The sequence below is a fragment of the Rhizobium leguminosarum bv. viciae genome, from assembly GCF_012276115.1.
In the GTDB taxonomy this organism is placed as follows: Bacteria; Pseudomonadota; Alphaproteobacteria; order Rhizobiales; family Rhizobiaceae; genus Rhizobium; species Rhizobium leguminosarum_T.
Genome location: NZ_WIEU01000016.1, coordinates 17,790 through 40,168 on the forward strand (window position 1 = coordinate 17,790; position 22,379 = coordinate 40,168).

At 62.4% G+C, this 22,379-nt stretch carries 24 protein-coding genes and 3 pseudogenes; 11 read left to right on the top strand and 16 right to left on the bottom strand.

All coding sequences use genetic code 11. From position 1 onward, the window contains the following. Positions 1-12: 12 nt before the first annotated feature. From GFM02_RS35745 to GFM02_RS24210, 7 genes and pseudogenes are all read right to left on the bottom strand, one after another. Positions 13-161, bottom strand: a pseudogene (locus GFM02_RS35745) (transcriptional regulator); the annotation flags it as partial. A gap of 15 nt (positions 162-176) precedes the next feature. After that, a complete protein-coding gene (locus GFM02_RS24185; protein ID WP_168323087.1) occupies positions 177-1,253 on the bottom strand; it encodes an alpha/beta fold hydrolase in 1,077 nt (358 codons plus the stop codon). Positions 1,254-1,366: 113 nt separating this feature from the next. Continuing rightward, positions 1,367-2,002, bottom strand: a complete 636-nt coding sequence (locus tag GFM02_RS24190) for a hypothetical protein (RefSeq protein ID WP_026265438.1) — start codon at positions 2,000-2,002, stop codon at positions 1,367-1,369. Between the two features lie 110 nt (positions 2,003-2,112). Further along, on the bottom strand, positions 2,113-2,238 hold the full coding sequence (gene ykgO / locus GFM02_RS24195) for a type B 50S ribosomal protein L36 (RefSeq protein WP_003542835.1): 126 nt from the start codon (positions 2,236-2,238) through the stop codon (positions 2,113-2,115). 163 nt (positions 2,239-2,401) lie between these two features. Beyond that, the gene (locus GFM02_RS24200) at positions 2,402-3,478 is read right to left on the bottom strand and encodes a 5-(carboxyamino)imidazole ribonucleotide synthase (RefSeq protein ID WP_168323024.1); all 1,077 of its coding nucleotides are present in this window, start codon (positions 3,476-3,478) and stop codon (positions 2,402-2,404) included. Next, positions 3,475-3,969 (bottom strand): 5-(carboxyamino)imidazole ribonucleotide mutase, encoded by a 495-nt coding sequence (gene purE, locus GFM02_RS24205; RefSeq protein ID WP_011653459.1) that lies wholly within the window; start codon positions 3,967-3,969, stop codon positions 3,475-3,477. The genes GFM02_RS24200 and purE overlap by 4 nt, the downstream gene beginning before the upstream one ends. An 18-nt stretch (positions 3,970-3,987) precedes the next feature. Beyond that, complete coding sequence (locus GFM02_RS24210) at positions 3,988-4,191, bottom strand: YdcH family protein (protein WP_003542832.1); 204 nt, start codon at positions 4,189-4,191, stop codon at positions 3,988-3,990. A gap of 229 nt (positions 4,192-4,420) precedes the next feature. Here GFM02_RS24210 and GFM02_RS24215 point away from each other — a divergent pair, with 229 nt between their 5' ends. Continuing rightward, the gene (locus tag GFM02_RS24215) at positions 4,421-4,594 is read left to right on the top strand and encodes a YdcH family protein (protein ID WP_003542831.1); all 174 of its coding nucleotides are present in this window, start codon (positions 4,421-4,423) and stop codon (positions 4,592-4,594) included. A gap of 206 nt (positions 4,595-4,800) precedes the next feature. On the opposite strand, the gene GFM02_RS24220 is transcribed toward GFM02_RS24215, so the two are convergent. Together GFM02_RS24220 and GFM02_RS24225 are read right to left on the bottom strand one after the other, a co-directional pair. After that, a complete protein-coding gene (locus tag GFM02_RS24220; protein ID WP_017962043.1) occupies positions 4,801-5,061 on the bottom strand; it encodes an ArsR/SmtB family transcription factor in 261 nt (86 codons plus the stop codon). 167 nt (positions 5,062-5,228) lie between these two features. Further along, on the bottom strand, positions 5,229-5,993 hold the full coding sequence (locus tag GFM02_RS24225; protein WP_168323025.1) for a sulfite exporter TauE/SafE family protein: 765 nt from the start codon (positions 5,991-5,993) through the stop codon (positions 5,229-5,231). 107 nt (positions 5,994-6,100) lie between these two features. On the opposite strand from GFM02_RS24225, the gene GFM02_RS24230 reads away from it, so the two are divergent. Then, a complete protein-coding gene (locus GFM02_RS24230; RefSeq protein WP_020051578.1) occupies positions 6,101-6,754 on the top strand; it encodes a thiamine phosphate synthase in 654 nt (217 codons plus the stop codon). A gap of 10 nt (positions 6,755-6,764) precedes the next feature. Beyond that, the gene (locus tag GFM02_RS24235) at positions 6,765-7,847 is read left to right on the top strand and encodes a tetratricopeptide repeat protein (RefSeq protein WP_168323026.1); all 1,083 of its coding nucleotides are present in this window, start codon (positions 6,765-6,767) and stop codon (positions 7,845-7,847) included. A 135-nt stretch (positions 7,848-7,982) separates the two neighbouring features. Here GFM02_RS24235 and GFM02_RS24240 read toward each other — a convergent pair. After that, positions 7,983-9,446, bottom strand: a pseudogene (locus GFM02_RS24240) (chemotaxis protein); the annotation flags it as partial. On the opposite strand from GFM02_RS24240, the pseudogene GFM02_RS24245 reads away from it, so the two are divergent. The 5 genes and pseudogenes from GFM02_RS24245 to GFM02_RS24265 form a co-directional block, all read left to right on the top strand. After that, a pseudogene (locus GFM02_RS24245) lies at positions 9,439-9,915 on the top strand (methyl-accepting chemotaxis protein); the annotation flags it as partial. The pseudogenes GFM02_RS24240 and GFM02_RS24245 overlap by 8 nt on opposite strands. 170 nt (positions 9,916-10,085) lie before the next feature. Further along, positions 10,086-11,906 (top strand): methyl-accepting chemotaxis protein, encoded by a 1,821-nt coding sequence (locus tag GFM02_RS24250; protein WP_168323027.1) that lies wholly within the window; start codon positions 10,086-10,088, stop codon positions 11,904-11,906. Continuing rightward, on the top strand, positions 11,903-12,385 hold the full coding sequence (locus GFM02_RS24255) for a chemotaxis protein CheW (protein ID WP_205930443.1): 483 nt from the start codon (positions 11,903-11,905) through the stop codon (positions 12,383-12,385). Before GFM02_RS24250 ends, GFM02_RS24255 begins: the two co-directional genes overlap by 4 nt. A 31-nt stretch (positions 12,386-12,416) precedes the next feature. After that, positions 12,417-13,274 (top strand): CheR family methyltransferase, encoded by an 858-nt coding sequence (locus GFM02_RS24260; RefSeq protein ID WP_168323029.1) that lies wholly within the window; start codon positions 12,417-12,419, stop codon positions 13,272-13,274. A gap of 61 nt (positions 13,275-13,335) precedes the next feature. Then, positions 13,336-14,433 (top strand): protein-glutamate methylesterase/protein-glutamine glutaminase, encoded by a 1,098-nt coding sequence (locus GFM02_RS24265; protein WP_011653450.1) that lies wholly within the window; start codon positions 13,336-13,338, stop codon positions 14,431-14,433. A gap of 54 nt (positions 14,434-14,487) precedes the next feature. On the opposite strand, the gene GFM02_RS24270 is transcribed toward GFM02_RS24265, so the two are convergent. Together GFM02_RS24270 and GFM02_RS24275 are read right to left on the bottom strand one after the other, a co-directional pair. Next, on the bottom strand, positions 14,488-15,228 hold the full coding sequence (locus tag GFM02_RS24270) for a 3-oxoacyl-ACP reductase family protein (protein ID WP_168323030.1): 741 nt from the start codon (positions 15,226-15,228) through the stop codon (positions 14,488-14,490). A 72-nt stretch (positions 15,229-15,300) separates the two neighbouring features. After that, positions 15,301-15,879 carry a TetR/AcrR family transcriptional regulator gene (locus GFM02_RS24275; protein WP_168323031.1) on the bottom strand — a complete coding sequence of 193 codons (579 nt, stop codon included), beginning with the start codon at positions 15,877-15,879 and terminating at the stop codon, positions 15,301-15,303. 218 nt (positions 15,880-16,097) lie between these two features. On the opposite strand from GFM02_RS24275, the gene GFM02_RS24280 reads away from it, so the two are divergent. The 3 genes from GFM02_RS24280 to GFM02_RS24290 all read left to right on the top strand — a co-directional run bounded on the left by GFM02_RS24280 (position 16,098) and on the right by GFM02_RS24290 (position 19,149). After that, positions 16,098-16,898, top strand: coding sequence for an inositol monophosphatase family protein (locus GFM02_RS24280; RefSeq protein WP_168323032.1), 801 nt, complete (start codon positions 16,098-16,100; stop codon positions 16,896-16,898). A gap of 112 nt (positions 16,899-17,010) precedes the next feature. After that, positions 17,011-18,114: a MotA/TolQ/ExbB proton channel family protein gene (locus GFM02_RS24285; protein WP_168323033.1), complete on the top strand. Its 1,104-nt coding sequence runs from the start codon at positions 17,011-17,013 to the stop codon at positions 18,112-18,114. 3 nt (positions 18,115-18,117) lie between these two features. Beyond that, positions 18,118-19,149 (top strand): peptidoglycan -binding protein, encoded by a 1,032-nt coding sequence (locus tag GFM02_RS24290; protein ID WP_168323034.1) that lies wholly within the window; start codon positions 18,118-18,120, stop codon positions 19,147-19,149. Here the strand turns inward: GFM02_RS24290 and GFM02_RS24295 are convergent, their stop codons facing one another. From GFM02_RS24295 to GFM02_RS24310, 4 genes are all read right to left on the bottom strand, one after another. Beyond that, positions 19,150-20,400 (bottom strand): RNA polymerase sigma factor, encoded by a 1,251-nt coding sequence (locus GFM02_RS24295; protein ID WP_168271596.1) that lies wholly within the window; start codon positions 20,398-20,400, stop codon positions 19,150-19,152. Between the two features lie 7 nt (positions 20,401-20,407). Continuing rightward, positions 20,408-20,746 (bottom strand): YciI family protein, encoded by a 339-nt coding sequence (locus GFM02_RS24300; RefSeq protein WP_077979546.1) that lies wholly within the window; start codon positions 20,744-20,746, stop codon positions 20,408-20,410. A gap of 272 nt (positions 20,747-21,018) precedes the next feature. Beyond that, complete coding sequence (locus GFM02_RS24305) at positions 21,019-21,207, bottom strand: YegP family protein (RefSeq protein ID WP_168323035.1); 189 nt, start codon at positions 21,205-21,207, stop codon at positions 21,019-21,021. A 174-nt stretch (positions 21,208-21,381) separates the two neighbouring features. After that, the gene (locus tag GFM02_RS24310; protein ID WP_168303076.1) at positions 21,382-22,374 is read right to left on the bottom strand and encodes a Bug family tripartite tricarboxylate transporter substrate binding protein; all 993 of its coding nucleotides are present in this window, start codon (positions 22,372-22,374) and stop codon (positions 21,382-21,384) included. Between the last annotated feature and the right edge of the window lie 5 nt (positions 22,375-22,379).

Here is a 22,379-nt window from a genome sequence, read left to right on the forward strand (position 1 = left end):
CAACGACATGCGTCAAAACAATACCCAAAGCGTCAGCAGTTCGGTGAGTTTCCAGTTGGTGTCGGCGTTATCGAGCGGCGTATAGACGATGAGCTTCATCTTCGGCCGGCTTGGTCAGCGTCAGGCCGGTCGAAGGACATGCGGTTCTTGGCCGGATAGTTATGCAACTCAAGGTGTTACAGCGTGTTTTGTGCGTCTGAAAAGACACGCGGCGCTGCAGGCGCCAGCGACGGCGCGGTTGCGACCGTCCGATCGCGTGAGGTGGCGGCAAGCCTCTCTTCGGCCTTGCGGGCGATCGCCTGCAGGTCGCGCGGCTTACCTGATATCTTCTCCATGGCGGCGACGGCGACATCGGTTGCCAGGTAATCCGGCTTGTGGCCGACGCCACGAACGGTGATGAGCTCGGAGCCTGATATATCGCGGGCAAGGCCGCGCGAATGCAGGTGTTCCCAGACGATCTCGTCGCGGTCGCCCGTTATGATGACGGTCGGCGCGGTGATCTGCGAATAAAGCAGCGACTGCTCCTTCACATAGGCGAGCAGTCTTTTGAAATCGGCGGCATTGTTGTGGAAGGCGCTGGGACGCAGCACCAGCGACGGACCTGTTTTTTCGATGTAGTCGGCCGGGCGAGGATTGGGACGGAAGACATTCAGCGTGCCGCGCTCCAGCCGGCTGAGCCCAAGCGGCACGACGATCGCATGGTTGAAGAGCCAGCCGACGATCGGCACGGTTGCCACATGATAGTACCAGTCGATGCCGCCTGGCCAGGGGTGGGTGGCGGGCGCGAGGAAGAGCAGGCCGGCGGTCTTTTCAGGATGGCGCAGGCCGAAGGCGGCAGTGATCGCGCCGCCGAAGGAATGGCCGACGATGATCGCCTTCCCGATGCCACGCTTCTCCATCAGCCTGGCGATTGCATCTGCCTGGCCGGAGGGGACGGCGTTCTCAGGGCCGCCGCGTTCGGAATAGCCGTGACCGGGACGATCGACGAACAGCATTTCCGCCCGGCCTTCGAGCGCGGCACGAAAGGCGACGACCTGATCGAGCAGATTGCCGCTGGCGCCGTGGATGAAGACCAGCGCCGGCAGATCCGCATTTTCGGGACGCGCAACGTGGACGGCATTCATGCAGTAACCGCCGACATCCGTCAGTTCGCCAATATTCGGATAGACGTGTTCGAATTGCCGCGCCTTATAGGTGGAGTAACCGATGGCTGCGGCGAGCGGGGCGAGAAGAGCGGAAACTTCTGCAAGCATGATCTCAACGAGCGACAATTGCGGGACATCCTGCGGCGGACAACCGCCACATCGTTCCCTCTCTATTCTAAAATTGTGCAGCGTGATCCGACGTCAAGATCGCTGACCGGGAATCAGGTGCGGTTGCCGGCAAGTTTTTCCGCAAGCGTGTTGGCCTGTTCCTGGGCGGTGCGTTCGGCGGGATAGATATCGAGAAAACGCTCCCACGCCTTCAAGGTCAGCTGGTCGTTGCCGGAATTGCTGAGGATCGCGGCCATGCCGGAGAGAGCGCCGAAATGGCGCGGCTCGAGATCGAGCACACGTTCGATATCGGACATCGACTTGCGATAATTTCCCATGACGAAATTCAGCGTGGCGCGGCGGTTCCAGCTTTCGGCATAATCGGGCTTCAGCGCGATCGCCTCATCGAGGAAATCGAGGGCGGCGGGGTTGCGCTTTTCCTCGATCGCCTTGTCGGCCCACTGCATCAGCAGATTGACGGTGGCGCTACCGGAATCGTTCCATTCCATGCGGATTTCATTGGCGATGCCGCTGGCCTTCTCGGGATCGCGTTCACGCTTCAATTGGCTGAAGAGCTGGTCGAGGTGCTGCTTGGGCGAATTGTTGACATCCGTCTGCTCGACGATGACGTCCTTTTTCGCCGCGGCGGCCGGCTGCTCCGCGGCGGTAGCCGGAAAGGGGGAGGCGAACAGGATGAGAGCGAGCGGCAGCGCCGCTGATGTCAAAGCAAAAAAGCGCATGGCGGACATATTAGCCCGCCAGCGCCGAAGATCAAACAAATTTGACGTGATCACCGCAGCGACCCACCGGATATATATGCCCGCGCAAACTCATACGCAGGGCGATCCGACGTGCGAAATCAGCCCTGACGAGCCTTGAAGCGCGGGTTCAGCTTGTTGATGATGTACATGCGGCCCTTGCGGCGAACCAGACGGTTGTCACGGTGACGAGCCTTGAGCGACTTGAGCGAATTCTTGATCTTCATTTTTCTGATCCGCGATCTCTATGGGGGAATTCACATTCGCCCGTATCTTTAACAATCAAAAGCGCGCCATCGGGCGCGCTGTTTAGGTGGGGAGCAGATACCCCGTCACCTTTTCCGTGTCAACCACATGAAGGTGTTTTTCCCAAGGCGCAGGGGTGTTTTCTCAGGCCAAAACCGGCGATTTCGGCGTCAGGGTGGTGACATGGCCCATCTTGCGGCCGGGGCGCCACTCGGTCTTGCCATAGAGATGAACCAGCGTATCGGGGCGCCGCAGCCAGTCGGGAACGGCAAGAATATCGTCGCCGATCAGGTTCTGCATGACGCAGTCGGAATGCCGCTCGGCATTGCCGAGCGGCAGGCCGGCAACGGCGCGGATATGCTGCTCGAACTGGCTGACGACGCAGGCGGCTTCCGTCCAGTGACCGGAGTTGTGGACACGCGGCGCCATCTCGTTGGCGATCAGACCGCCATCGGCAAGCACGAAGAATTCGATGCCGATGACGCCGACATAGTTCAATGCAGCAAGGATTTTCTCGGCCGATTGCCGCGCGGTGTCCGCCGCCGGCGCAGAGATCGCAGCGGGAACCGTCGAGGTGTGGAGAATGCCGTTGCGGTGCACATTCTCGGCGGGATCGAAGCAGACGACCGTACCGTCGGTGGCGCGCGCGGCGATGATCGAGACCTCACGCTCGAAGGCGACGAAGCTTTCGAGGATGAGGGGCACGCCGCCAAGCGCTGCATAGGCGCCATCCGGGCTGTCTGCGGTCGAGCGGAAAACCTTCTGGCCCTTGCCGTCATAACCGAGACGGCGGGTCTTCAGCACGCCCTGGCCGCCGAAATCCTTCAGTGCCGTCTCGAGGTCGGTCTGGCTGTCGATCGTGTGGAAGCGGGCAGTTGATATGCCGCAGCCATTGAGAAAGCGCTTTTCGACGAGGCGGTCCTGGGCTGCTTCCAGCGCCTTCGGCGGCGGATAGACGGACACACTCGCCGAGAGCGTTTCGGCAGCTACGACGGGCACGTTCTCGAATTCGTATGTGACGACGTCGCAGATATCGGCGAGTTCGGTCAGTGCCGCCGGATCGTCATAGGCGGCGGTAATCTGCCGGTTGGCGAGCTGGGCGGCTGGGCAGTCCGCTTGCGGATCGAGGATGACCGTGCGAAAATTCAACCTGGCGGCGGCAATGGCCAGCATGCGGCCGAGTTGGCCGCCGCCGATAATGCCGATCGTTCTTGCCGTCATAGATCGTCCATCGGGTATTCGGCGACGGCAGCACTCTGGCGCTCGCGCCATTCGTCGAGCCGGTCGGCAATTTCTTCGTCGGAAAGCGCAAGCACGGCGGCGGCGAGAAGGGCGGCGTTGACCGCGCCGGCCTTGCCGATGGCGAGCGTGCCGACAGGAATGCCGGCCGGCATCTGCACGATGGAAAGGAGGCTGTCCTGGCCGGACAGGGCTTTTGACTGGACCGGCACGCCGAAGACCGGCAGCGGCGTCATCGCGGCGGTCATACCCGGCAGGTGGGCGGCGCCGCCGGCGCCGGCGATGATGACCTTGAAGCCTTCCGCGCGTGCACCCTTGGCGAAATTGACCAGCCGGTCGACTGTGCGGTGCGCCGAAATGATGCGCGCGTCATAGGGAATTTCCAGCGCCTCCAGCGTGTCGGCGGCGTTTTTCATGGTCTCCCAGTCGGACTGGCTGCCCATGATGATGGCGACGGGTGGTCTGTCTGTCATCGTTGCTGCTATTCCCTCTCAGGCGATGATGTCAGGGATGATCTGATCTTCCAGCTTGGAGAGCCTGTCCTTGATGACGAGCTTTTTCTTTTTCATGCGCTGGATCCGCAGAGCATCGCATCCGGTCTGAATCATGGCGTTGATCGCGGCGTCGAAATCCTCGTGCTCCTGGCGCAGGCGCGCCACTATGAGCCTGATTTCCGCCTGTTCCTGATCGGCCATATACATTCCCCGTTTATCGTCCTTGGACCTTGTCCGATCTGGCGATGATTTCCGCAAGCTCCTATCACCAAATACAGGTAACGGCTAGTTAGTCTTGATCATGAAATTGCCATGCAGTCTTCATCTTTTGGCCTTCGACAAGCCGTCAAAAATATGTCACAGTCCCGCCCGTTGACACCTTGATCCCCGACGATGTTGGCCGGGGAGGGTAAGAGGAAGGAAGGGTCATATGACTGTTCAAGCTCATCTTGAGTCACTCCAAAAAAAGCATGTCGCTCTCGAGGAGGAGTTGCACGCGCTCAGAACATCTCCCTCTATTTCCGATACGGAACTTGCCGAATGCAAGCGCCGCAAGCTGCGCATCAAGGACGAGATTCAGCGTCTTAAGTCATCCGTCCACTAATCTTCCCAAGGGTCGCCGGGCGATCATCTTGCGCAACAAGGTAAATCCATCCATTCCACCAAAAATTTGCAAGAACCGGTGATTTGACACCATATTTGCGCCAGTCCGATGCATCCGGCATCGTGGCTGGCGCTTTTGGATCTGTCACGTCTCACATCGCATTCTTATGATTCGCATCGTATCCCCAGATCTTACGGGAACATGCATCAGGCCCAGAACTGATCCAGCCACAAATTGAGCGTGTCGAAGCCACGGTTATTGACTGCGTAGATGCGTTTGGTGCCTTCCGAGGTCACGGAAACGAGATTGCTGTCGAGAAGCGCCTTCAGGTGCTGCGAAACAGCAGGACGGCTGATTGGCAGGCCTTCGGCGAGCTCATTGACCGTCCGTGGCGCCCGACGCAATTCCTCCAGCAGAAACCGCCGGTTCGGATCGGCAATCGCAGAGAAAGGGTCCGTGTTCGACATGGCGGGAACGCTACGTCAAACCGGCGGCACCAGCAAGGAAATTGTGCATTGCAGCGTGTTGCCGCAAAATTCCTTAAATCGAGATCGATCTAAGGAATTATGCAGCAATTCAAAGTGCTGCAGCGTCCTTTGCGCGTCTGAAGAGACGCGCGGCGCAGTAGGGCCCCTTACCAGCCAAGGCCCTGGTGCACGATCAGGAAGGCGGCGATCAGCGCCATTGCATACATGAAGGGATAGAAGATCTGTGGCTTCATGCGGCGCACGCCCCAGGCGCCGGCGATGGTGGCGAGCGGGGCGAAGGGCAGAAGCGTTGCGGAGGTCGCAAGGTTCTGGGTGCCGAGCTGACCGAGCGCGAAATAGGGGATCAGCTTGATGGCGTTGAGGATTGCGAAGAAGCGCACGCTGGTGCCGGTATATTCACGTGGCTGTAATTTGAGCGGCAGGGCATAGATCTGGAAGGGCGCGCCGCCGGCATGGGCGACGAAGCTGCCGTAACCGGAAAATGTGCCCCAGAGGTTGGCGGCCACCGGCCGTTGGCTGCGCGGCGGCACCACCTTGCCGGCGCCCGGGCCGAAATTGCTCCAGAAATAGCGCAGGCAGAAGAGGATGGTCACCGCGCCGATGACGATACGCAGCATGTTGCCCGGAACCAGCGCCGAGGTCGCCCAGCCCAGCGCGATGCCGATGAAGGCGCCTGGCAGCATGATCTTCAGCGTCGCCCAGTCGCCATGCTTGCGCCAGATGACAAGCGAAATCATGTCCATGAAGACCAGGATCGGTAGCAGGATGGCGGCCGCCTCGACCGGCGAGACGACGAGGGCGAGGAAGGGCAAGCCGATCAGCGACAAAGCGTCGCCCATGCCGCCTTTTGCGAGGCCCACCAGCAGAACGGCGGGCACGGCGGCGTAGTAGAATGACAAATCCTGCGGCATGCTTTCGACGTCCTCCTCTTGCAAGCCTCGTCTAACGGAACTACTCACACAAAACGAGTGCGGATCCCTCATTTCGAAGGGGAATTCGCAGGAAACGGAAAGACCCCATGACCGAACCGGAAAACCGCTGCCGCCTTGTGCTCATCGTAGCCGATATCGCCGATGCCGATGAACAGGCAAAGATCGTCGCCGATGCGCTGAAGGGCGGCGATGTCGCCTCGGTGATCGTGCCGCAATACGGGCTTGACGACGGCACCTTCCAGAAACATGCCGAAAAGCTGGTGCCGCTGATCCAGGACGCTGGCGCCGCCGCGCTGATTGCGGGCGACAGCCGTGTCGCAGGCCGGGCGAAGGCCGACGGCCTGCACCTTTCCGGCAACGCGGAGGCCCTTTCGGAGGCGATCGACAAACATGCGCCAAAGCTGATCGTCGGCGGCGGCAACGCGGCCGACCGGCACCATGCGCTGGAGATCGGCGAAGTCAGGCCGGACTATATCTTCTTCGGCAAACTCGACGGCGACATCAAGCCGGAAGCGCATCCGAAGAACCTGGCGCTCGGCGAATGGTGGGCCTCAATGATCGAGATTCCCTGCATCGTCATGGGCGGCACCGATCCAGCCTCGGCGCTCGCCGTCGCCGAGACCGGAGCGGAGTTCGTGGCGATGCGGCTGGCGGTCTTTGGCGAGCCCGCCCGGGCGCCGTCCGTCGTCGCCGAGATCAATGCGTTGCTTGACGAAAAAGCGCCACGGTTTGAGGATTGAAATCGCGCTCATGCCGATCCCGCCCGCCCGTCTTTTGAAATATCTCCTCGCCGGTATAGCCGCCTTCCTTGCGGCCGGGCCGAATATTGCCTTGGCGCAGGTGCCGGACAGCGTCATCAGCCAGCCGGGCACGGGGCCGGCTTCGACCTTCCGCACCGACCGGCCTTCCAGCCCGGGCGTGCAGCCCTCCGATGGTGTCGGCGTATTCGACCGCATGGGCGCGAAGCTGCCGGACCTGCCGCCGGAGAAGGATTACAAGGGGCCGATCGACGAGGCTTACGGCGCCTTCCAGCGCGGTTATTACCTGACGGCAATGGACAAGGCGCTGCCGCGCGCCCAGCTCGGCGATCCGGCGGCGCAGACGCTGATCGGCGAAATCCTCTCGCAGGGCCTCGGCGTCAAGAAGGACGTGAAGAACGCTGCCTTCTGGTACGGCAAGGCGGCCGAAGGCGGCGATGCGGCGGCGATGTTCAAATATGCGCTGATCCTGATGGAAGGCGAGGGCGTGCCGCGTGACAAGGTCAAGGCCGACGACTACATGCACAAGGCGGCCGAGGCGGGCAATCCTTCGGCGGAATTCAACTGGGCACAGCTTCTCATCGCCGACAATCCCGGCGAAAAGGGACTGAGGCTGGCGCTGCCATTCTACGAGAAATCGGCCGAGCAGGGCATTGCCGATTCGCAATATGCCGTGGCGCAGATCTATGCGACGCTGAAGGACCTGCCGGAGGAAAAGAAGAAGCTCGCCCGCGAATGGATGGTACGCGCGGCGCGCGCCGGCTTCGACACGGCCCAGCTCGATCTCGGTATCTGGCTCGTCAACGGCGTCGGCGGGCCGAAGGATTACGTCAAGGGCTTCGAATGGCTGAAACTTGCCGCCAATGGCGGCAATGTCGCCGCGCAGAACAAGCTCGCCCATCTCTATATCAACGCGATCGGCACGGCGCCCAATCCGATCGAGGCGGCGAAGTGGTACGTGCTGTCGCGCCGGGCCGGGCTCGCCGATCCGGCGCTCGAGGATTTCTACCTCGGCATCGAGGACACCCAGCAGAAGGCGGCGATCGACGCCGCCAACAAGTTTCGGCGGCGATAGCGGCCGCTTGGCGACCCGGCCGACGAGGCGGACGGGCTCCTGCATAATCCCTTAAATCTGAATCGATTTAGGCATCATGCGGCTACAGCATCCTTCGCGCGTCTGAAAAGACGTGCGGCATTGTAGCGTTCCAACCTAAAAAAGCGCATCGGCGAAGAGGTCTTCATCGTTTTCGGCTTTGGCGGTTTCGGCGGGAGCGGAGGTGCTGTCCTCGCTCGCCGGAATGATGCCGCGATGAATGCTGCGCTCCTGGACCATCGTATAGTGCTTGAAGATCTTGCGATCGAGCGGCGCGATCGTCTCAGCGAGATCGGAGATATCGGCGACATCGGTGCCGGCGACGCCTTCGAGCAGATCGGCGCAGCCGGCAAGGACTTCGCCTAGATTATGCTGGAAATCGAGCTTGCCGATCAGCAGGCTGATCTTGGTGGCGACCTCGCGACCGTTCTCGGCGAGCACCTTCAGCTCGTTTTCCATCACGTTGGCTGCGGAGCGGATGTTGCCGACGGCCGAGGTCAGGCTCTCTCCCAGGTTGCCGGCTCCGGCATCCGTGGCGGGGGCGACGCGCCCGGCCGCAGCTTCGAGCGCCGGCAGGCCGTTGACGATGGCGTCGGCGGAATCGTCGAGCTTGCCGGCGAAGATGCGCAGCTCGGCGGTGACGACGTTGATCGACTTGCCTTCCTCGCCGAGCCGGCTGCAGCGCAGGTTGGTATTCAAAGCCATATAGTGAATGTCGGTCTTGACGGCGCGGATATTACCGATTGCTTCGGAGAGCTTGGCCGCCGTACCGATCGTCGACTGACTCACCTGGTCGGCCTGGCGGCTTGCCGTATCGACCTGCTTGACGATTTCATGGGCGGCCGAAACGCTGGATTCCAACGCGCGCATGAAGTTGCCGCCGGCCTCGCCACTCTGACCGCTCATCTGATCGCGCAGCTTGAGAATCTCCCGCATGTCGTGGTCGAAACTGGCGATCGTCTTGACGACGTTCTCGGAATCCCGCTGGAAATTTGCGCACATGTCGCTCATCTGCGCCGCCGTCAGATGGTGAATGACGTTCTGGAGGCGCTGACGCGTGCCGGCGTCGAGTCTGGCGCCATCCTCGCCGGCAAAGAAATCTTCAAGCAGAGAAAAGGTGGCCTGCACATGCTCGATGCGCTGACGGGTGATATCGCCGATCTGCAGGGCAGACAGCGTCGAGGCGACCTTGCTCTGGACGGCGCGGGCGATTGCGCCGACCTCGCGGGCGATGACGCCGAGATCCTTGCGATGTCCGGCGATCTTGGCAGCATCATCGCGCAGGGCTCCGGCGACGGCCGGAACAGTATCGGCATAGCTCTTGGAAACACCGGCGCCAAAGGAGGCGGCGAGCTTGACCTCCTTGTCGAGACTGTCGAGGTGCGTGGCGAAACGATTGACCTCATCGGTGCCGGAATAGATGCGCTCCAGGATCTCCTGGGCGAAGCCGGCGAATTCGGCAAGGCCGGCACCGGTGATCTTCACGGTCACCGCGAAGGTTCTCAGATAACGCATCGTCTCCTGCATGTCGGCGACGTGCTTGCGCAGTTCCCTGCCGGTATGCGCCAGCGAGACGAGCGATACGGTCAAGGCAGCCGCCGATGCCGGCGAGATGCTCGGCCGCCTGGTGCCCGACATCCGCAAGACGGCGGAGCTGGTCTCCGAGATCAGTGCCGCCTGCCGCGAGCAGGATATCGGTGCAGCCCAGATCAACGAGGCGATCCAGCAGCTCGACAAGGTGACGCAACAAAATGCCGGCGCCTCCGAGCAGATGTCGGCAACCTCCGAGGAACTCGCCTCCCAGGCCGAAGAACTGCAGACGTCGATCGCCTTCTTCAAGGTCGATATGGCGGGCGGGCGCCGCGAGCGTGCGCCGGCTGCAAAACTCACCGTCCGCAGCCCCGCTCCGGCCGCAACGCGCAAACCTGCCGGCAAGGCGGCTCCCGCCAACAGCGTCGCGGGCCAGCAGGCCCGCGCGAAGGGCTTTGCCCTCGACATGTCGATGGGAGGGCCGGATACGGCCGATGATGATTTCCGGGAAAGCGCATAAGCGCTTCCCGGCAGGCAGGCATTGGGGCCGCGACAACAGCGGCCCCGTTATGGCCGGCGCATGGACGCGCCGGGACACACCGGCTCGGCCGGTAACGCATGAAGCGTTTTCACGGCGGCACAATGTGTCAATTCGCGGGATATCCGCTGCAGTCCTAAAGGGGTTTTGGAATGCGCTTCACGATCAAACTCAAACTGAGCCTGGTGTTCGGTTTCATCGTTCTCCTGACCTGTGCGATGGCCGGTCTTTCGATCTATAATCTCTCGTCGCTGAACAGCGAGATCTCGATCATGGTTGCCGGTCCGGTCGCCAATCTGCGTGATTCCGGCGATCTCTCCGATGCCGTGATGCGCTCGATCCGCGCCGAAAAGGATGCGATCATCAACACCGATCCGACCAAGATCGCCGGTTATGTCGATGAGATCTCGCAGCAGCGCGAGCAGATCAAGACATTGCAGGCTCGCCTTGCTGCTTCGGAAGACCCTGATATCAGGAATGGCATGGGTCAGTTCGGCGATCTCTACGGCAAGTGGACAGCGCTGCAGGATCGCGTCGCCGGTCTCGCCACGCAGAATACGACGGAGTCCAACACTCAGGCCGGCGCCATCTCGATGGGCGAAGGCCAGCAGGTGACGACCCAGCTTCTCGGCATCCTCACCAAGCTGAACGACACCGTGACCGGCAATGTCGCGGAAACCGACGCCGCCACCAACGACCAGTATGCGCAGTCACGCAATCTGCTTGTCATGATGACGATCGGCCTGATCATCGTCTCGTCGGCGGCCGCAATCTGGATCCTGCTCAACATTTCGCGCGGCCTAAAGCGCGCCGTCAACCTTGCCGATGCCGTCAGCATCGGCGATCTCGAACAGACTATCGAGCACAAGAGCAACGACGAAATCCGCGATCTCGTCCATTCGATGAGCCGGATGACGGCAAACTTGCGCACCACCGCAACGATCGCCAACCAGATCTCGAACGGCGACCTGACTGTCTCTCCGAAGCCTCTTTCGGAGAAGGATATGCTCGGCATCGCGCTGGAGCAGATGGTCGAGCGCCTGCGCGGCGTCGTCGCCGATGCGATCTCAGCTGCCGAAAACGTCTCGGCCGGCAGCCAGGAACTGTCCTCGAGCTCCGAGCAGGTGTCGCAGGGCGCCACGGAACAGGCCGCATCGGCCGAAGAAGCATCCGCCTCGATGGAAGAGATGGCCGCCAACATCAAGCAGAACGCCGACAACGCTGCCCAGACAGAAAAGATCGCCCGCCAGTCGGCCAAGGATGCCGAAGCGAGCGGCGAAGCGGTGACGCGCGCCGTCGATGCAATGCGCACGATCGCGCAGAAGATCGGTATCGTCCAGGAGATCGCCCGCCAGACAGACCTTCTTGCCCTCAATGCCGCCGTGGAAGCGGCACGTGCCGGCGAGCACGGCAAGGGCTTCGCGGTCGTTGCCTCGGAAGTGCGCAAGCTTGCCGAGCGCAGCCAGTCGGCGGCTGCGGAAATCGGCTCGATGTCCGGTGATACTGTCAAAGCCGCCCAGGAAGCGGGCGACATGCTCGGCCGCCTGGTGCCCGACATCCGCAAGACGGCGGAGCTGGTCTCCGAGATCAGCGCTGCCTGCCGCGAACAGGATATCGGCGCCTCGCAGATCAACGAGGCGATCCAGCAGCTCGACAAGGTGACGCAGCAGAATGCCGGCGCCTCCGAGCAGATGTCGGCAACCTCGGAAGAGCTCGCCTCCCAGGCCGAGGAGCTGCAGACGTCGATCGCCTTCTTCAAGGTCGACATGGCAGGCGGGCGCCGTGAGCGTGCACCGGCTGCCAGGATGACTGTCCGTAGCCAGGCTCCAGCCGCTGCCGCCCGCAAGCCTGCGCCCAAGAAGTCGGCAGCCAATAGCGTCGCTGGTCAGCAGGCGCGGGCGAAAGGCTTCGCTCTCGATCTCTCCATGGGCGGTCCCGATGATGGTGACGCCGAATTCAAGGAAAGCGCATGATCATGGCCACGACCTCCCTGGAAGCGCAATTCGTGACCTTCAGCCTCGGCGACGAGATTTTCGCCGTGCCGGTTGAGGTCGTACGGGAAATCCTCGACTATGCGGAAGCTTTCAAAATTCCGAATGGTCCCGACTATCTGCTCGGCCTGCGCGACGTGCGCGGGCAGGGCGTGCCGACGATCGATCTCAGATTGAAGCTCGGCATGTCGAAGACCGTGCCGACGCCGCATACGCGTGTGCTCGTGCTCGACGTACCGATGGAAAGCCGGCTGCTGACGCTTGGCCTCGTCGCCGACCGCGTCTTCGAGGTCACGCCGTTCCGGCGCGAGCAGATCGAGGCGGCGCCTGATATCGGCGTGCGCTGGCGCTCGGACTATATCGCCGGCGTCGTTCGTCGTGAAAACGGCTTCGTCGTCATCATCGATCTTGCACGGTTGCTGTCGCGCGAGGACGCCTCGGTACTGCAATCGGCGGCCTGATCCGCGCATCAACTCGGAGTTACTGCATTCTATGAGTATGGCAGCAGCGGTGGAAACCCAATTGCCGGGCGACCGGATCAGCAAGCGCAATTTCGACAAGCTTGCCCGGTTCATCTACGACTATAGCGGCATCAAGATGCCGCCGACCAAGCTGACGATGCTCGAAGGGCGGCTGAGGCGCCGCCTTCGCGCAACCAACCACGCGACCTTCGACGATTATTGCGACTTCCTGTTCAATGAAGATGGCCTCGCCCAGGAAACCGTCTACCTGATCGACGTCGTGACGACGAATAAGACCGACTTCTTCCGCGAAGCCAAGCATTTCGACTATCTGCAGAGCGTGGCGTTGCCGGTGATCGCCAATAGCGGCGTGCGGACCATCCGCACCTGGAGTGCGGCCTGCTCGACGGGGGCGGAACCCTACACGATGGCGATGGTGCTGGCGGAATTCGCCGAAGGCCGCAACGACGTCTCCTACAGTGTACTGGCGACCGATCTTTCCACCGACGTGCTGCAGACGGCGCGCCGCGGCATCTATCCGGAAGACTTGATCGCACCCGTGCCGCGCGATCTGCAGCGCAAATACGTGCTGACGGCCAAGCAGCCGGGTCGGCGGGAGGTGCGCATCACGCCGAAACTGCGCAGCAAGATCGGTTTTGCCCGCATGAACCTGATGGACGAGAAATATCCGATCGGTGAACCGATGCACGTCATCTTCTGCCGCAACGTGCTAATCTACTTCGACAAGCAGACCCAGGCCGGTGTGCTCAACCGCCTCTGCGCCTGCCTGGCCAAGGGCGGCTACATGTTCATCGGTCACTCCGAATCGATCACCGGCTTCGATCTGCCGTTGAAGCAGGTCTCGAATACGGTGTTTCAGCGTATCTAAAGCGCATCGCGTCATCCCAAAACCGCTGCGCACTTCTGGACGGCATGCATTAGGGGCACTCATGGCTAAGAAAATCCGCGTTCTCATCATCGACGATTCCGCCAGCATCCGCCAGACGCTGACCCATGTGCTGGAGCAGGATCCCGATATCGAGATCATGGCGGTCGCATCCGACCCCTTCATGGCGGCGCGGAAGTTGCAGGAAGAGATCCCCGATGTCATCACGCTCGATGTGGAGATGCCGCGCATGGATGGCATCACCTTCCTGCGCAAGCTGATGTCGCAGCGGCCGATCCCTGTCGTGATGTGTTCGTCGCTGACGGAAGCGGGTTCGGAAACGCTGCTCCAGGCGCTGGAGGCCGGCGCCGTCGACGTCATCCTGAAATCGAAGATCGGCGCCGCCGACAGCCTTTCCGACGATGCGATGCGCATTCGCGAAGTCGTCAAGAGCGCCTCGCATGCACGGCTTTCCAACGTCCGCCGCGCCGCCGGAACCATTCGCTCCGCCTCAGTGGAAGGGCCGGCCAAGAAGCTGACGGCGGATGTGATGCTGCCGCCGCCGACGGGGCGGGCCATGGCGAAGACGACGGAGATGGTCGTCTGCGTCGGCGCCTCCACCGGCGGCACCGAAGCACTGCGCGAGTTCCTTGAGGAACTACCCGCCAATGCACCTGGCATGGTGATCGTCCAGCATATGCCGGAGAAATTCACCGCCGCCTTCGCCAAGCGGTTGAACGGGCTCTGCGAGGTCGAGGTCAAGGAAGCCGTCGATGGCGATCCGGTGCTGCGCGGCCATGTGCTGATCGCGCCAGGCGACAAGCACATGCTGCTCGAGCGCCAGGGTGCGCGCTACTATGTGAGCGTCAAGACCGGGCCGCTGGTGTCTCGACACCGGCCTTCCGTCGACGTGCTCTTCCGCTCGGCGGCGCGCTCGGCCGGCTCGAACGCCATGGGGATCATCATGACCGGCATGGGCGACGACGGCGCGCGCGGCATGCTGGAAATGCACCAGGCCGGCGCCTACACGGTGGCGCAGGACGAGGCGAGTTCCGTTGTTTTCGGCATGCCGAAGGAGGCGATCGCCAAGGGCGGCGTCGACCGTATTCTGCCGCTCGATCAGATCGCTCGCGAAGTGCTGATAACGCAGCAGAAGTTCTAGGAGCTGTTTGAAACAACCGGACCGTTTCTTGATATCACCGTGCAGGTTTTCTGTTCAGGCGAGATAACCGCCGTCGATCGTCAGGCTGGCGCCAGTGACGAAGGCGGCCTCGGCACTGGCGAGATAGGCGGCGAGGCCGGCGATTTCGCGGTCCTCACCCAGGCGGCCAAGCGCCATCAGCGGCTTGAGGCGCTCATGATCGTCCTCATTGGGGTTCATGTCGGTCGCCGTCGGACCGGGCTGGATGTTGTTGACGGTGATGCCGCGTGGGCCGAGATCGCGGGCGAGGCCGCGGGTCATCGAGGCGATCGCGCCCTTCGTCATGCTGTAGACTGCGGAGGTCGGAAAGCCGCTGCGATCGGCGGTGACGCTGCCGATGGTGATGATGCGGCCGCCTTCCTTCATATGTCTTGCCGCTGCCTGGATGCCGACGAAGGCAGCGCGGACATTAACGGCGAACATCCGGTCGAAATCTTCGAGCGAATAGTCGTCGAGCGGGTTGAGGATGAGAATCCCGGCATTGCTGACGAGAATGTCGAGACCGCCGAAGGTCTCGGCTGTCAGCGCGACGGCATCCTGTACGGCTTTCGCATCGGCACTGTCGGCACGGATCGCCAGCGCCCTGCCGCCAGCAGCCTCCAGCTCGGCGACGATCGCCTTCGCCTTGTGCTCGGAGCTGGAATAGGTGAAGGCGACGGCGGCTCCGTCAGCGGCGAGCCTTCGCACGATGGCGGCACCGATGCCGCGCGAGCCGCCGGTGACGAGGGCGATCTTGGTGGAAAGGTGTTGAGACATGCAGGTTTCCTTTGTTTTTGGATCGATCAGTCTAGAATTGCTCATGGAAAAGTCAGCTCGGAGTTGTTCTCGTCAGCGTAGGCTTCTGATTGCCATGCGTGCGATAGCGCGAAGCGTCGCGGGTGGGGCGCCGTTTCGGGCGCTGACTTTCATGCCCGACAGGGCAGCGCCGAGAAACGGAATGGCGTCGGCGATATCGATATCTGTTGCGAGATCTCCGGTCCTGCGAGCCTCACCAAGAAGGCTCTCGATCGCCGCGTGAAGCGCGTGGCCGGCGCTGTCGGTAAGAGCTGCGACCTCGGCATCGGTGCGGCCGAATTCGCAGATGGCGCTGACACCGAGGCAGCCGCGCCGCGCCTCGGCAGCGGGACGCGAGGCAAAGGCGACGAGAGCGCCTTCCAGCGCCTCGATCGGCCGGTCTTCGCGGCGAAGATCGGCGATGATCTTGTCTATGCTCTCCAGATTGTAGCGCTTCAGCGCTTCCAGATAGAGACCGCGCTTGTCGCCGAAGGTGTCGTACATGCTTTGCCGGCTGATCTTCATCGCCGTCAGCAATTCCTCGGTCGAGGTGCCTTCATAGCCGTGCTCGGAAAATACGCCGATGGCGGCATGAAGGGCGGTGTCGCGATCGAATTCCTTGTGTCGTGCCATGGCGAGGCTTCTACGCTTATTGGACTGATCTGTCCAGAATAAAATTAAAGGTTTCTGGCGCCGCAGGGCAGCCATGCGCGCCTCCCCTTGAAATTTCCCTGATTTTGTGGTCTTGAGGCCGCCAATCTTCGCAGCGCTGCCTGTCATGCATGTTCAGGGACACTTCCCGCCCCTGGCAGCGCGCGCGCCCCGTATCAGTCCCAAGGAAAAATGCGCCGATGGCCCGTTCAGCTCTTCTCAATGTCATGGTTCAGGCTGCCCTCAAGGCAGGAAAAACGCTGGGACGTGATTTCGGCGAAGTGCAGAACCTGCAGGTTTCCGTGAAGGGGCCGGGCGATTTCGTTTCCACCGCCGACCGCAAGGCCGAAAAGATCGTCAGGGAAGAGCTGCTCAAGGCGCGTCCGACCTATGGCTTCCTCGGCGAGGAAAGCGAGGAAATCAAGGGCACCGACGGCGCGCATCGCTGGATCGTCGACCCGCTCGACGGCACGACGAACTTTTTGCACGGCATCCCGGCCTTCGCTGTCTCGATCGCGCTCGAACGCAATGGCGAGATCGTTGCCGCCGTCGTCTTCAATCCGGCGACCGACGAACTCTATACCGCAGAGCGCGGCGGCGGCGCCTTCCTTAACGACCGGCGCCTGCGCGTCGCAGCGCGCCGGGCGCTGTCGGATTGCGTCATCGGCTGCGGCGTGCCGGCGCTCGGCAAGCGCAATCACGGCAAGTTCCTGGTCGAGCTTCGCCACGTGATGGGCGAAGTGGCGGGCATCCGGCGCCTGGGCTCGCCGACCCTCGATCTTGCCTATGTCGCGGCCGGGCGTTTCGACGGTTTCTGGGAGGCCGAGCTTGCGCCGTGGGACATGGCGGCCGGCATCCTGCTCATCCGCGAAGCCGGCGGTTTCGCCACCGACTGGGACGGTGGCGCAACGATGCTGGAGAGCGGCACGATCGTCGCAGGCAACGAGATTATCCACAAGGCGCTGATCGAAGTCGTCAAGCGGCCGGTTCCCGCCAAGTGACCGAACGAAAATCTGGCTGTTGTAAAGTCACGGTTTTCTCCCCGGCATACTTCAATTCGGCACAATGTTGTTCTAGTCTCCGCCAGCAGGGAATCCGGAGGCTGCGTAACCTATGGAAAATGTGAATGTGGCGGAGATCGGCTCCACCGAAAAGACGGCGGGCACTTATGCCTACAGGCTTTCGAGCCCCATGCCCTTCCTCTGGACGATGCTGCTTTTCCTCGTCATCGTCGGTTTTATCGCCGCCATCCTCTTCCGGCAGACGCAAACCGCCTTCATGCACAATCCGGGCCTCAACGGCCTGATCGTCGGCGTTCTCGCTGTCGGAATCATCCTTGTTTTCAATCATGTACTGGCGCTTCGACCCGAAGTGCGCTGGTTTAATTCCTTCCGCGCCGCCGGCAGCGCCGACAAGGTCAACCGCAATCCGCGGCTGCTTGCGCCAATGCGGGCGCTGCTCGGCAGCCGCAAGTCCTCGCTGGCACTGTCGACGACGGCGCTGCGCTCGATCCTCGATTCGATCGCCACCCGCCTCGACGAATCGCGCGACGTTTCGCGCTACCTGATCGGCCTCTTGGTCTTCCTCGGCCTGCTCGGCACATTCTGGGGCCTCATCGGCACGATCGGTTCGATCAGCATTGTCATCCAGTCCCTCGATGCCGGCTCGAACGGCACCGGAGACGTGCTCTCGGCGCTGAAGGAAGGGCTTTCCACGCCGCTTTCGGGCATGGGCCAGGCCTTCTCCTCCTCGCTGCTCGGCCTTTCCGGTTCGCTCATTCTCGGCTTCCTCGACCTGCAGGCCGGCCGCGCGCAAAACCGCTTCTACATGGAGCTGGAAAACTGGCTGTCCTCGGTCACGGATGTCGGCTCCGATCTTGCGCCGGCTCTCGACGCCGTTGCCGGCGCTTCCTCGGACGACATGCGCGCGCTCTCCGATTATCTGCGCAAAGTTTCCGAAGAGGGCGGCGCCGGCAGCCAGCGCTCCGTCGCCGCCATGGCAAGCCTTGCCGAAGGCATTCAGGGCCTCGTCAAGAACATGCGCAACGAGCAGCAGATGCTGCGCGACTGGATCGAGGCGCAGCAGGACGAGGCCAAGGCGATGCGTCGCACGCTCGACCGGCTTGCCGAACGCATCGGCGTGCAGGAGCGCGGCGGCGAGAGGGGCGAGCGTTTGCGCGACCGTGCCAGCCAGGCAGAAAAGAGCGAGGGCAAGTAAGCCATGGCTCTTGCCCGCAACCGGCGCCGCGAACGCACGGTGGATTACTGGCCGGGTTTCGTCGACGCACTGTCGACGCTGCTCATTTCCATCATGTTCCTGCTGACGGTTTTCGTCGTCGGGCAGTTCATCCTCAGCCGCGAGATCAGCGGACGCGATGAGGTGCTCAGTCGTCTCAACAGCCAGATCAACGAGCTGACGCAGCTTCTCGCGCTTGAAAAGGGCAGCAATCAGGATCTCCAGGATTCGGTCGCCAATCTGCAGGCCTCGCTTGCCAGCGCCGAAGGTGACCGGTCGCGGCTGCAGGCGCTGCTGAATGCCGGTTCGGGCGGTCAGGATGCGGCGCAAAAGCGGATCGGCTCGATGACGCAGGAGCTCGACGAGCAGAAGCAGGTGAGCGAGCGGGCGCTCAGCCAAGTCGAACTGCTGAACCAGCAGATCGCAGCGCTTCGCAGCCAGATTGCCGCCGTCGAAGCAGCCCTTCAGGCCTCGGAGGAGAAAGATCGAGTCTCGCAGACCAAGATCGCCGATCTCGGCAGCCGCCTCAATGTGGCGCTCGCCGCGCGCGTTCAAGAGTTGAACCGCTACCGTTCCGACTTCTTCGGCCGGTTGCGTGAGATCCTTTCGGACCGCGAGAATATCCGCATCGTCGGCGATCGGTTCGTCTTCCAGTCGGAGGTGCTGTTTCCCTCGGGCGGTGCCGATCTCAACCCGGAGGGGCAGACCGAGATGGCGAAGCTTGCTACCGCCCTTCTCGATCTCGCCAAGGAAATTCCGCCCGAGATCAACTGGGTGCTGCGCGTCGATGGCCATACCGACAATGTGCCGCTTGGCGGAACGGGCCGCTATCGCGACAATTGGGAACTCTCCTCGGCGCGCGCGATTTCGGTCGTCAAGTTCCTAATCGCACAGGGCGTGCCGGCCGACCGGCTGGTTGCCGCAGGCTTCGGCGAATTCCAGCCGATCGCGCCTGGCGATACGCCGGATGCGCGCTCTACCAACCGCCGCATCGAGCTGAAGCTGACCGAGAAGTGATTAACTTGATATCGCCTGCCGCGCTTCCTTTAGTCGGCCGGTGAGAAAATCGCGCACGGCGGGGCTGTCGCTAAGGCCGATGGCTGTCATATAGGCATCGGCTGCCGCGGTATCATCGCCGGCCTGGGTCAGGAGAAAGGCACGCACCGCCCAGTAGGGCTGGTAGCTTGCGATGTCGCGCGGATCGAGCTTGTCGAGCCGCTCCAGGCCGGCAGCGGCGCTCAGGGCCCTGCCGATCACCGCAGCCTGGCTGACACGCGCACCCAGCGTCGGCTTCATCATCACCAGCGCTGCGTAAAGTGTCGTCAGCGCCTGCCAGTCGGTCGTTCCCGACAGCCGGCGCGCTGCATGCACGGATTGGATCGCCGCCTGGCACTGGAAGGGGCCGAAACGATCGAAGCCGCTGGCCTTGCGCAGCAGTGCATCCGCCTCGGCAATCATGATCGCGTTCCACGCGGCCGCGTCCTGCTCGTCCAGCGGCACATATCGGCCGCTATCGTCGCGCCGAGCGCTGCGGCGGGCTTCGCAGTGGAGCATCAGCGACAGCAGGCCGATCGCTTCCGGTTCATCCGGCAGCACCGCCAGAAGCGCACGGCCGAGCCAGATCGCCTCGCCGGCGAGCGAATGGCGCTCTTCCTCGCCGTCGAGACCGTCCCAGCCAAGACCGTAAGCCGCGTAGATCGCCGAAAGCACCGTGGCGAGCCGCCCGGGCAAGGCGGGGCGAGGCGGAACGGCGAAGGGAATGCCGGCATCGCGGATCTTCACCTTGGCCCGCACCAGCCGCTGGCTCATTGTTTCCGGCGAAACGACGAAGGTCCGTGCGATGGTTCTCGCCTCGATGCCGAGAACGGTCTGCAGCATCAGCGCCGTATGCACGGAGCTGTCGATGGCGGGATGGGTGCAGGCGAAGAGCAGTTTGAGCCGCTCATCGGGAAAGACGGCACTGCCCGCCGCATTCATGCGTTCCTCCGCCTCCTCGAAGGCAACCGATATCGTCGTTTGTGCATTGGCCTCGACAGTGCGGTGGCGAGCAGCCTGCATGAGGTTGCGGCGGGCAGCCACCAGCAGCCAGGCTTCCGGATTGCCAGGAATGCCGCGCTCCGGCCAGACGCGAAGCGCCGAAGCCAGCGCTTCCGACAATGCATCTTCTGCCGCCGGCACGTCGCGCGAGCGGGCGGCGAGAAAGGCGATCAGCTTGCCGTAGGACTGACGCGCCACCTTTTCGGCGGCGCGTCCGGCATCGGGCGGCATGACCACCTCACATCTGCAGGCGCGGGCGCACCTCGACCGAACCCTTGTCGGAGATCGGAACCCGGGTTGCCCATTCGAGCGCGGTGTCCATGTCGGGGACATCGATCAGATAGAAGCCGCCGAGCTGTTCCTTGCCGTCCGGATAGGGGCCGTCCTGCACATCGTGGTCCTCGCCTTTGCGGCGCACGATCGTGCCGGTCTCCGGGCCTGTCAGCCCGGCGCCGCCAGTCATGATCCCTGCCTGAGCGAGCGCCTGGCTGTAGGCGACCCAGCCGTCGCGATAGGCGGGATCGCTGCGGCGGGCGAAATCCTCGGCGGCTTCGCGAATGATGAGAGCATATTGCATGGAAAACTCCTGATCTCGTTGCTGACGTTGATCCGGGCATGCCGGCATCGGGGACCGATATCCCGAAAGCCGTGAAGCCCGGCGGAGCGGCGGAGCCGTTCCAAAACAATGAGGCGCGGCCACCGGTCTTTTCGACATGGCTTTCAAAAAAATACGCGAAAAAGAAAAATGGCGCCGAAAATCGCAAGCAAGCGGGCCGGGCTCAAGGGCACCGGCGCTGCTTACGGGCGCGAAAGGGCAGGGCGGCAATCACGCCGCCGCTGCCGGTCTGCTCAGAATTCGGCCTTCGTCTGATCGACGATCTCGGCGCTTGGCGTGTTCTTCTTAATGGATTCGATGGCACTCATGGCGGACGCCTTCGCCTTGTAGCCCTCGGAGGAGAACATGGCTTCCCCGTTCGATGCTTTGAAGCGGAAGCGGAACTCCCCGCCCTTATCCTTATAGACTTCGAATTTATACATAGATGTCTCCCGAAATCCCAAAACGCTGAATTGCAACCATCAGCTTAGCGGAAGCTAGATCAAAATGGCGAGCTTTTCCACTGCCTTAATCAGGATTGGGTTGCTTAGCGTCCAATTGCCACCGTTTCCATTGGACGCAAGCGAATGAGGGCGCCGGCGCCTATACAGTCTGGGTCACTCCATCTGGATGTTCGCGCCCTTGACGACCGGTCCCCATTTGGCGAGTTCGGCCTTCACATGGGCGGCGAGTTCCTCCGGCGTCGAGCCGACGATGGTGGCGCTGAATTCTTTCATCCGTTCCGCGACGGCTGGGTCGGCGAGCGCCTTTTTAGCCGAGGCGTTGAGGCGCGTCACGACCTCGCTCGGCGTCTTGGCCGGGGCGAAAAGCGCGTTCCAAGTATAGGTCTCGTAACCTGGAATGCCTGACTCGGCGACGGTCGGTACGTCGGGGAAGGAGGGCGCGCGCTCGGCCGTGGTCACCGCCAGCGCCCGCAGAGTGCCGGCCTTGATGTGGCTCGACGAGGAGGGCAGGTTGTCGAACATGATCGGCACCTGGTTGCCAATGACGTCGTTCAATGCCGGACCGGCACCCTTATAGGGGATGTGCTGCATGCTGACGCCGGCCATGGACTTGAAGAGTTCGCCGGAAAGATGCAAAGGCGTGCCGTTGCCCGATGAGGCGTAGCTGTATTTGTCGGGCTCGGCCTTCAGCAGGGCGACCAGTTCCTGCACGGTCTTTGCGGGCAGTTCCGGATTGACGACCAGCACATTCGGCACGACGACGAGCAGCGAGATCGGTGCGAAATCCTTTTCGGCGTCATATGGCGTCGATTTCAGGATCAACGGATTGAGGGCGTGGGTCGCGACCGTGCCCATCAGGATGGTGTAGCCGTCCGGTTCGGCGCGGGCGACGTTACCGGCGCCGAGATTGCCGCCGGCGCCGGCGACGTTCTGGACGATCACCTGTTGGCCGAGATCCTCCGACATCTTCTGCGCGACGATGCGGGCGACGACATCGGTCGAGCCGCCGGCCGCGAAGGGCACGACCATGGTGATCGCGCGATCGGGAAAATCCGCAGCAGCGGCAGACGCGCCGACGGCAAGGGCCGCAAGCGCACCGAAACTGAGCGCAAGGCCCGCACGTCGCGTCATATCGGAAAGCGCCATTCCTA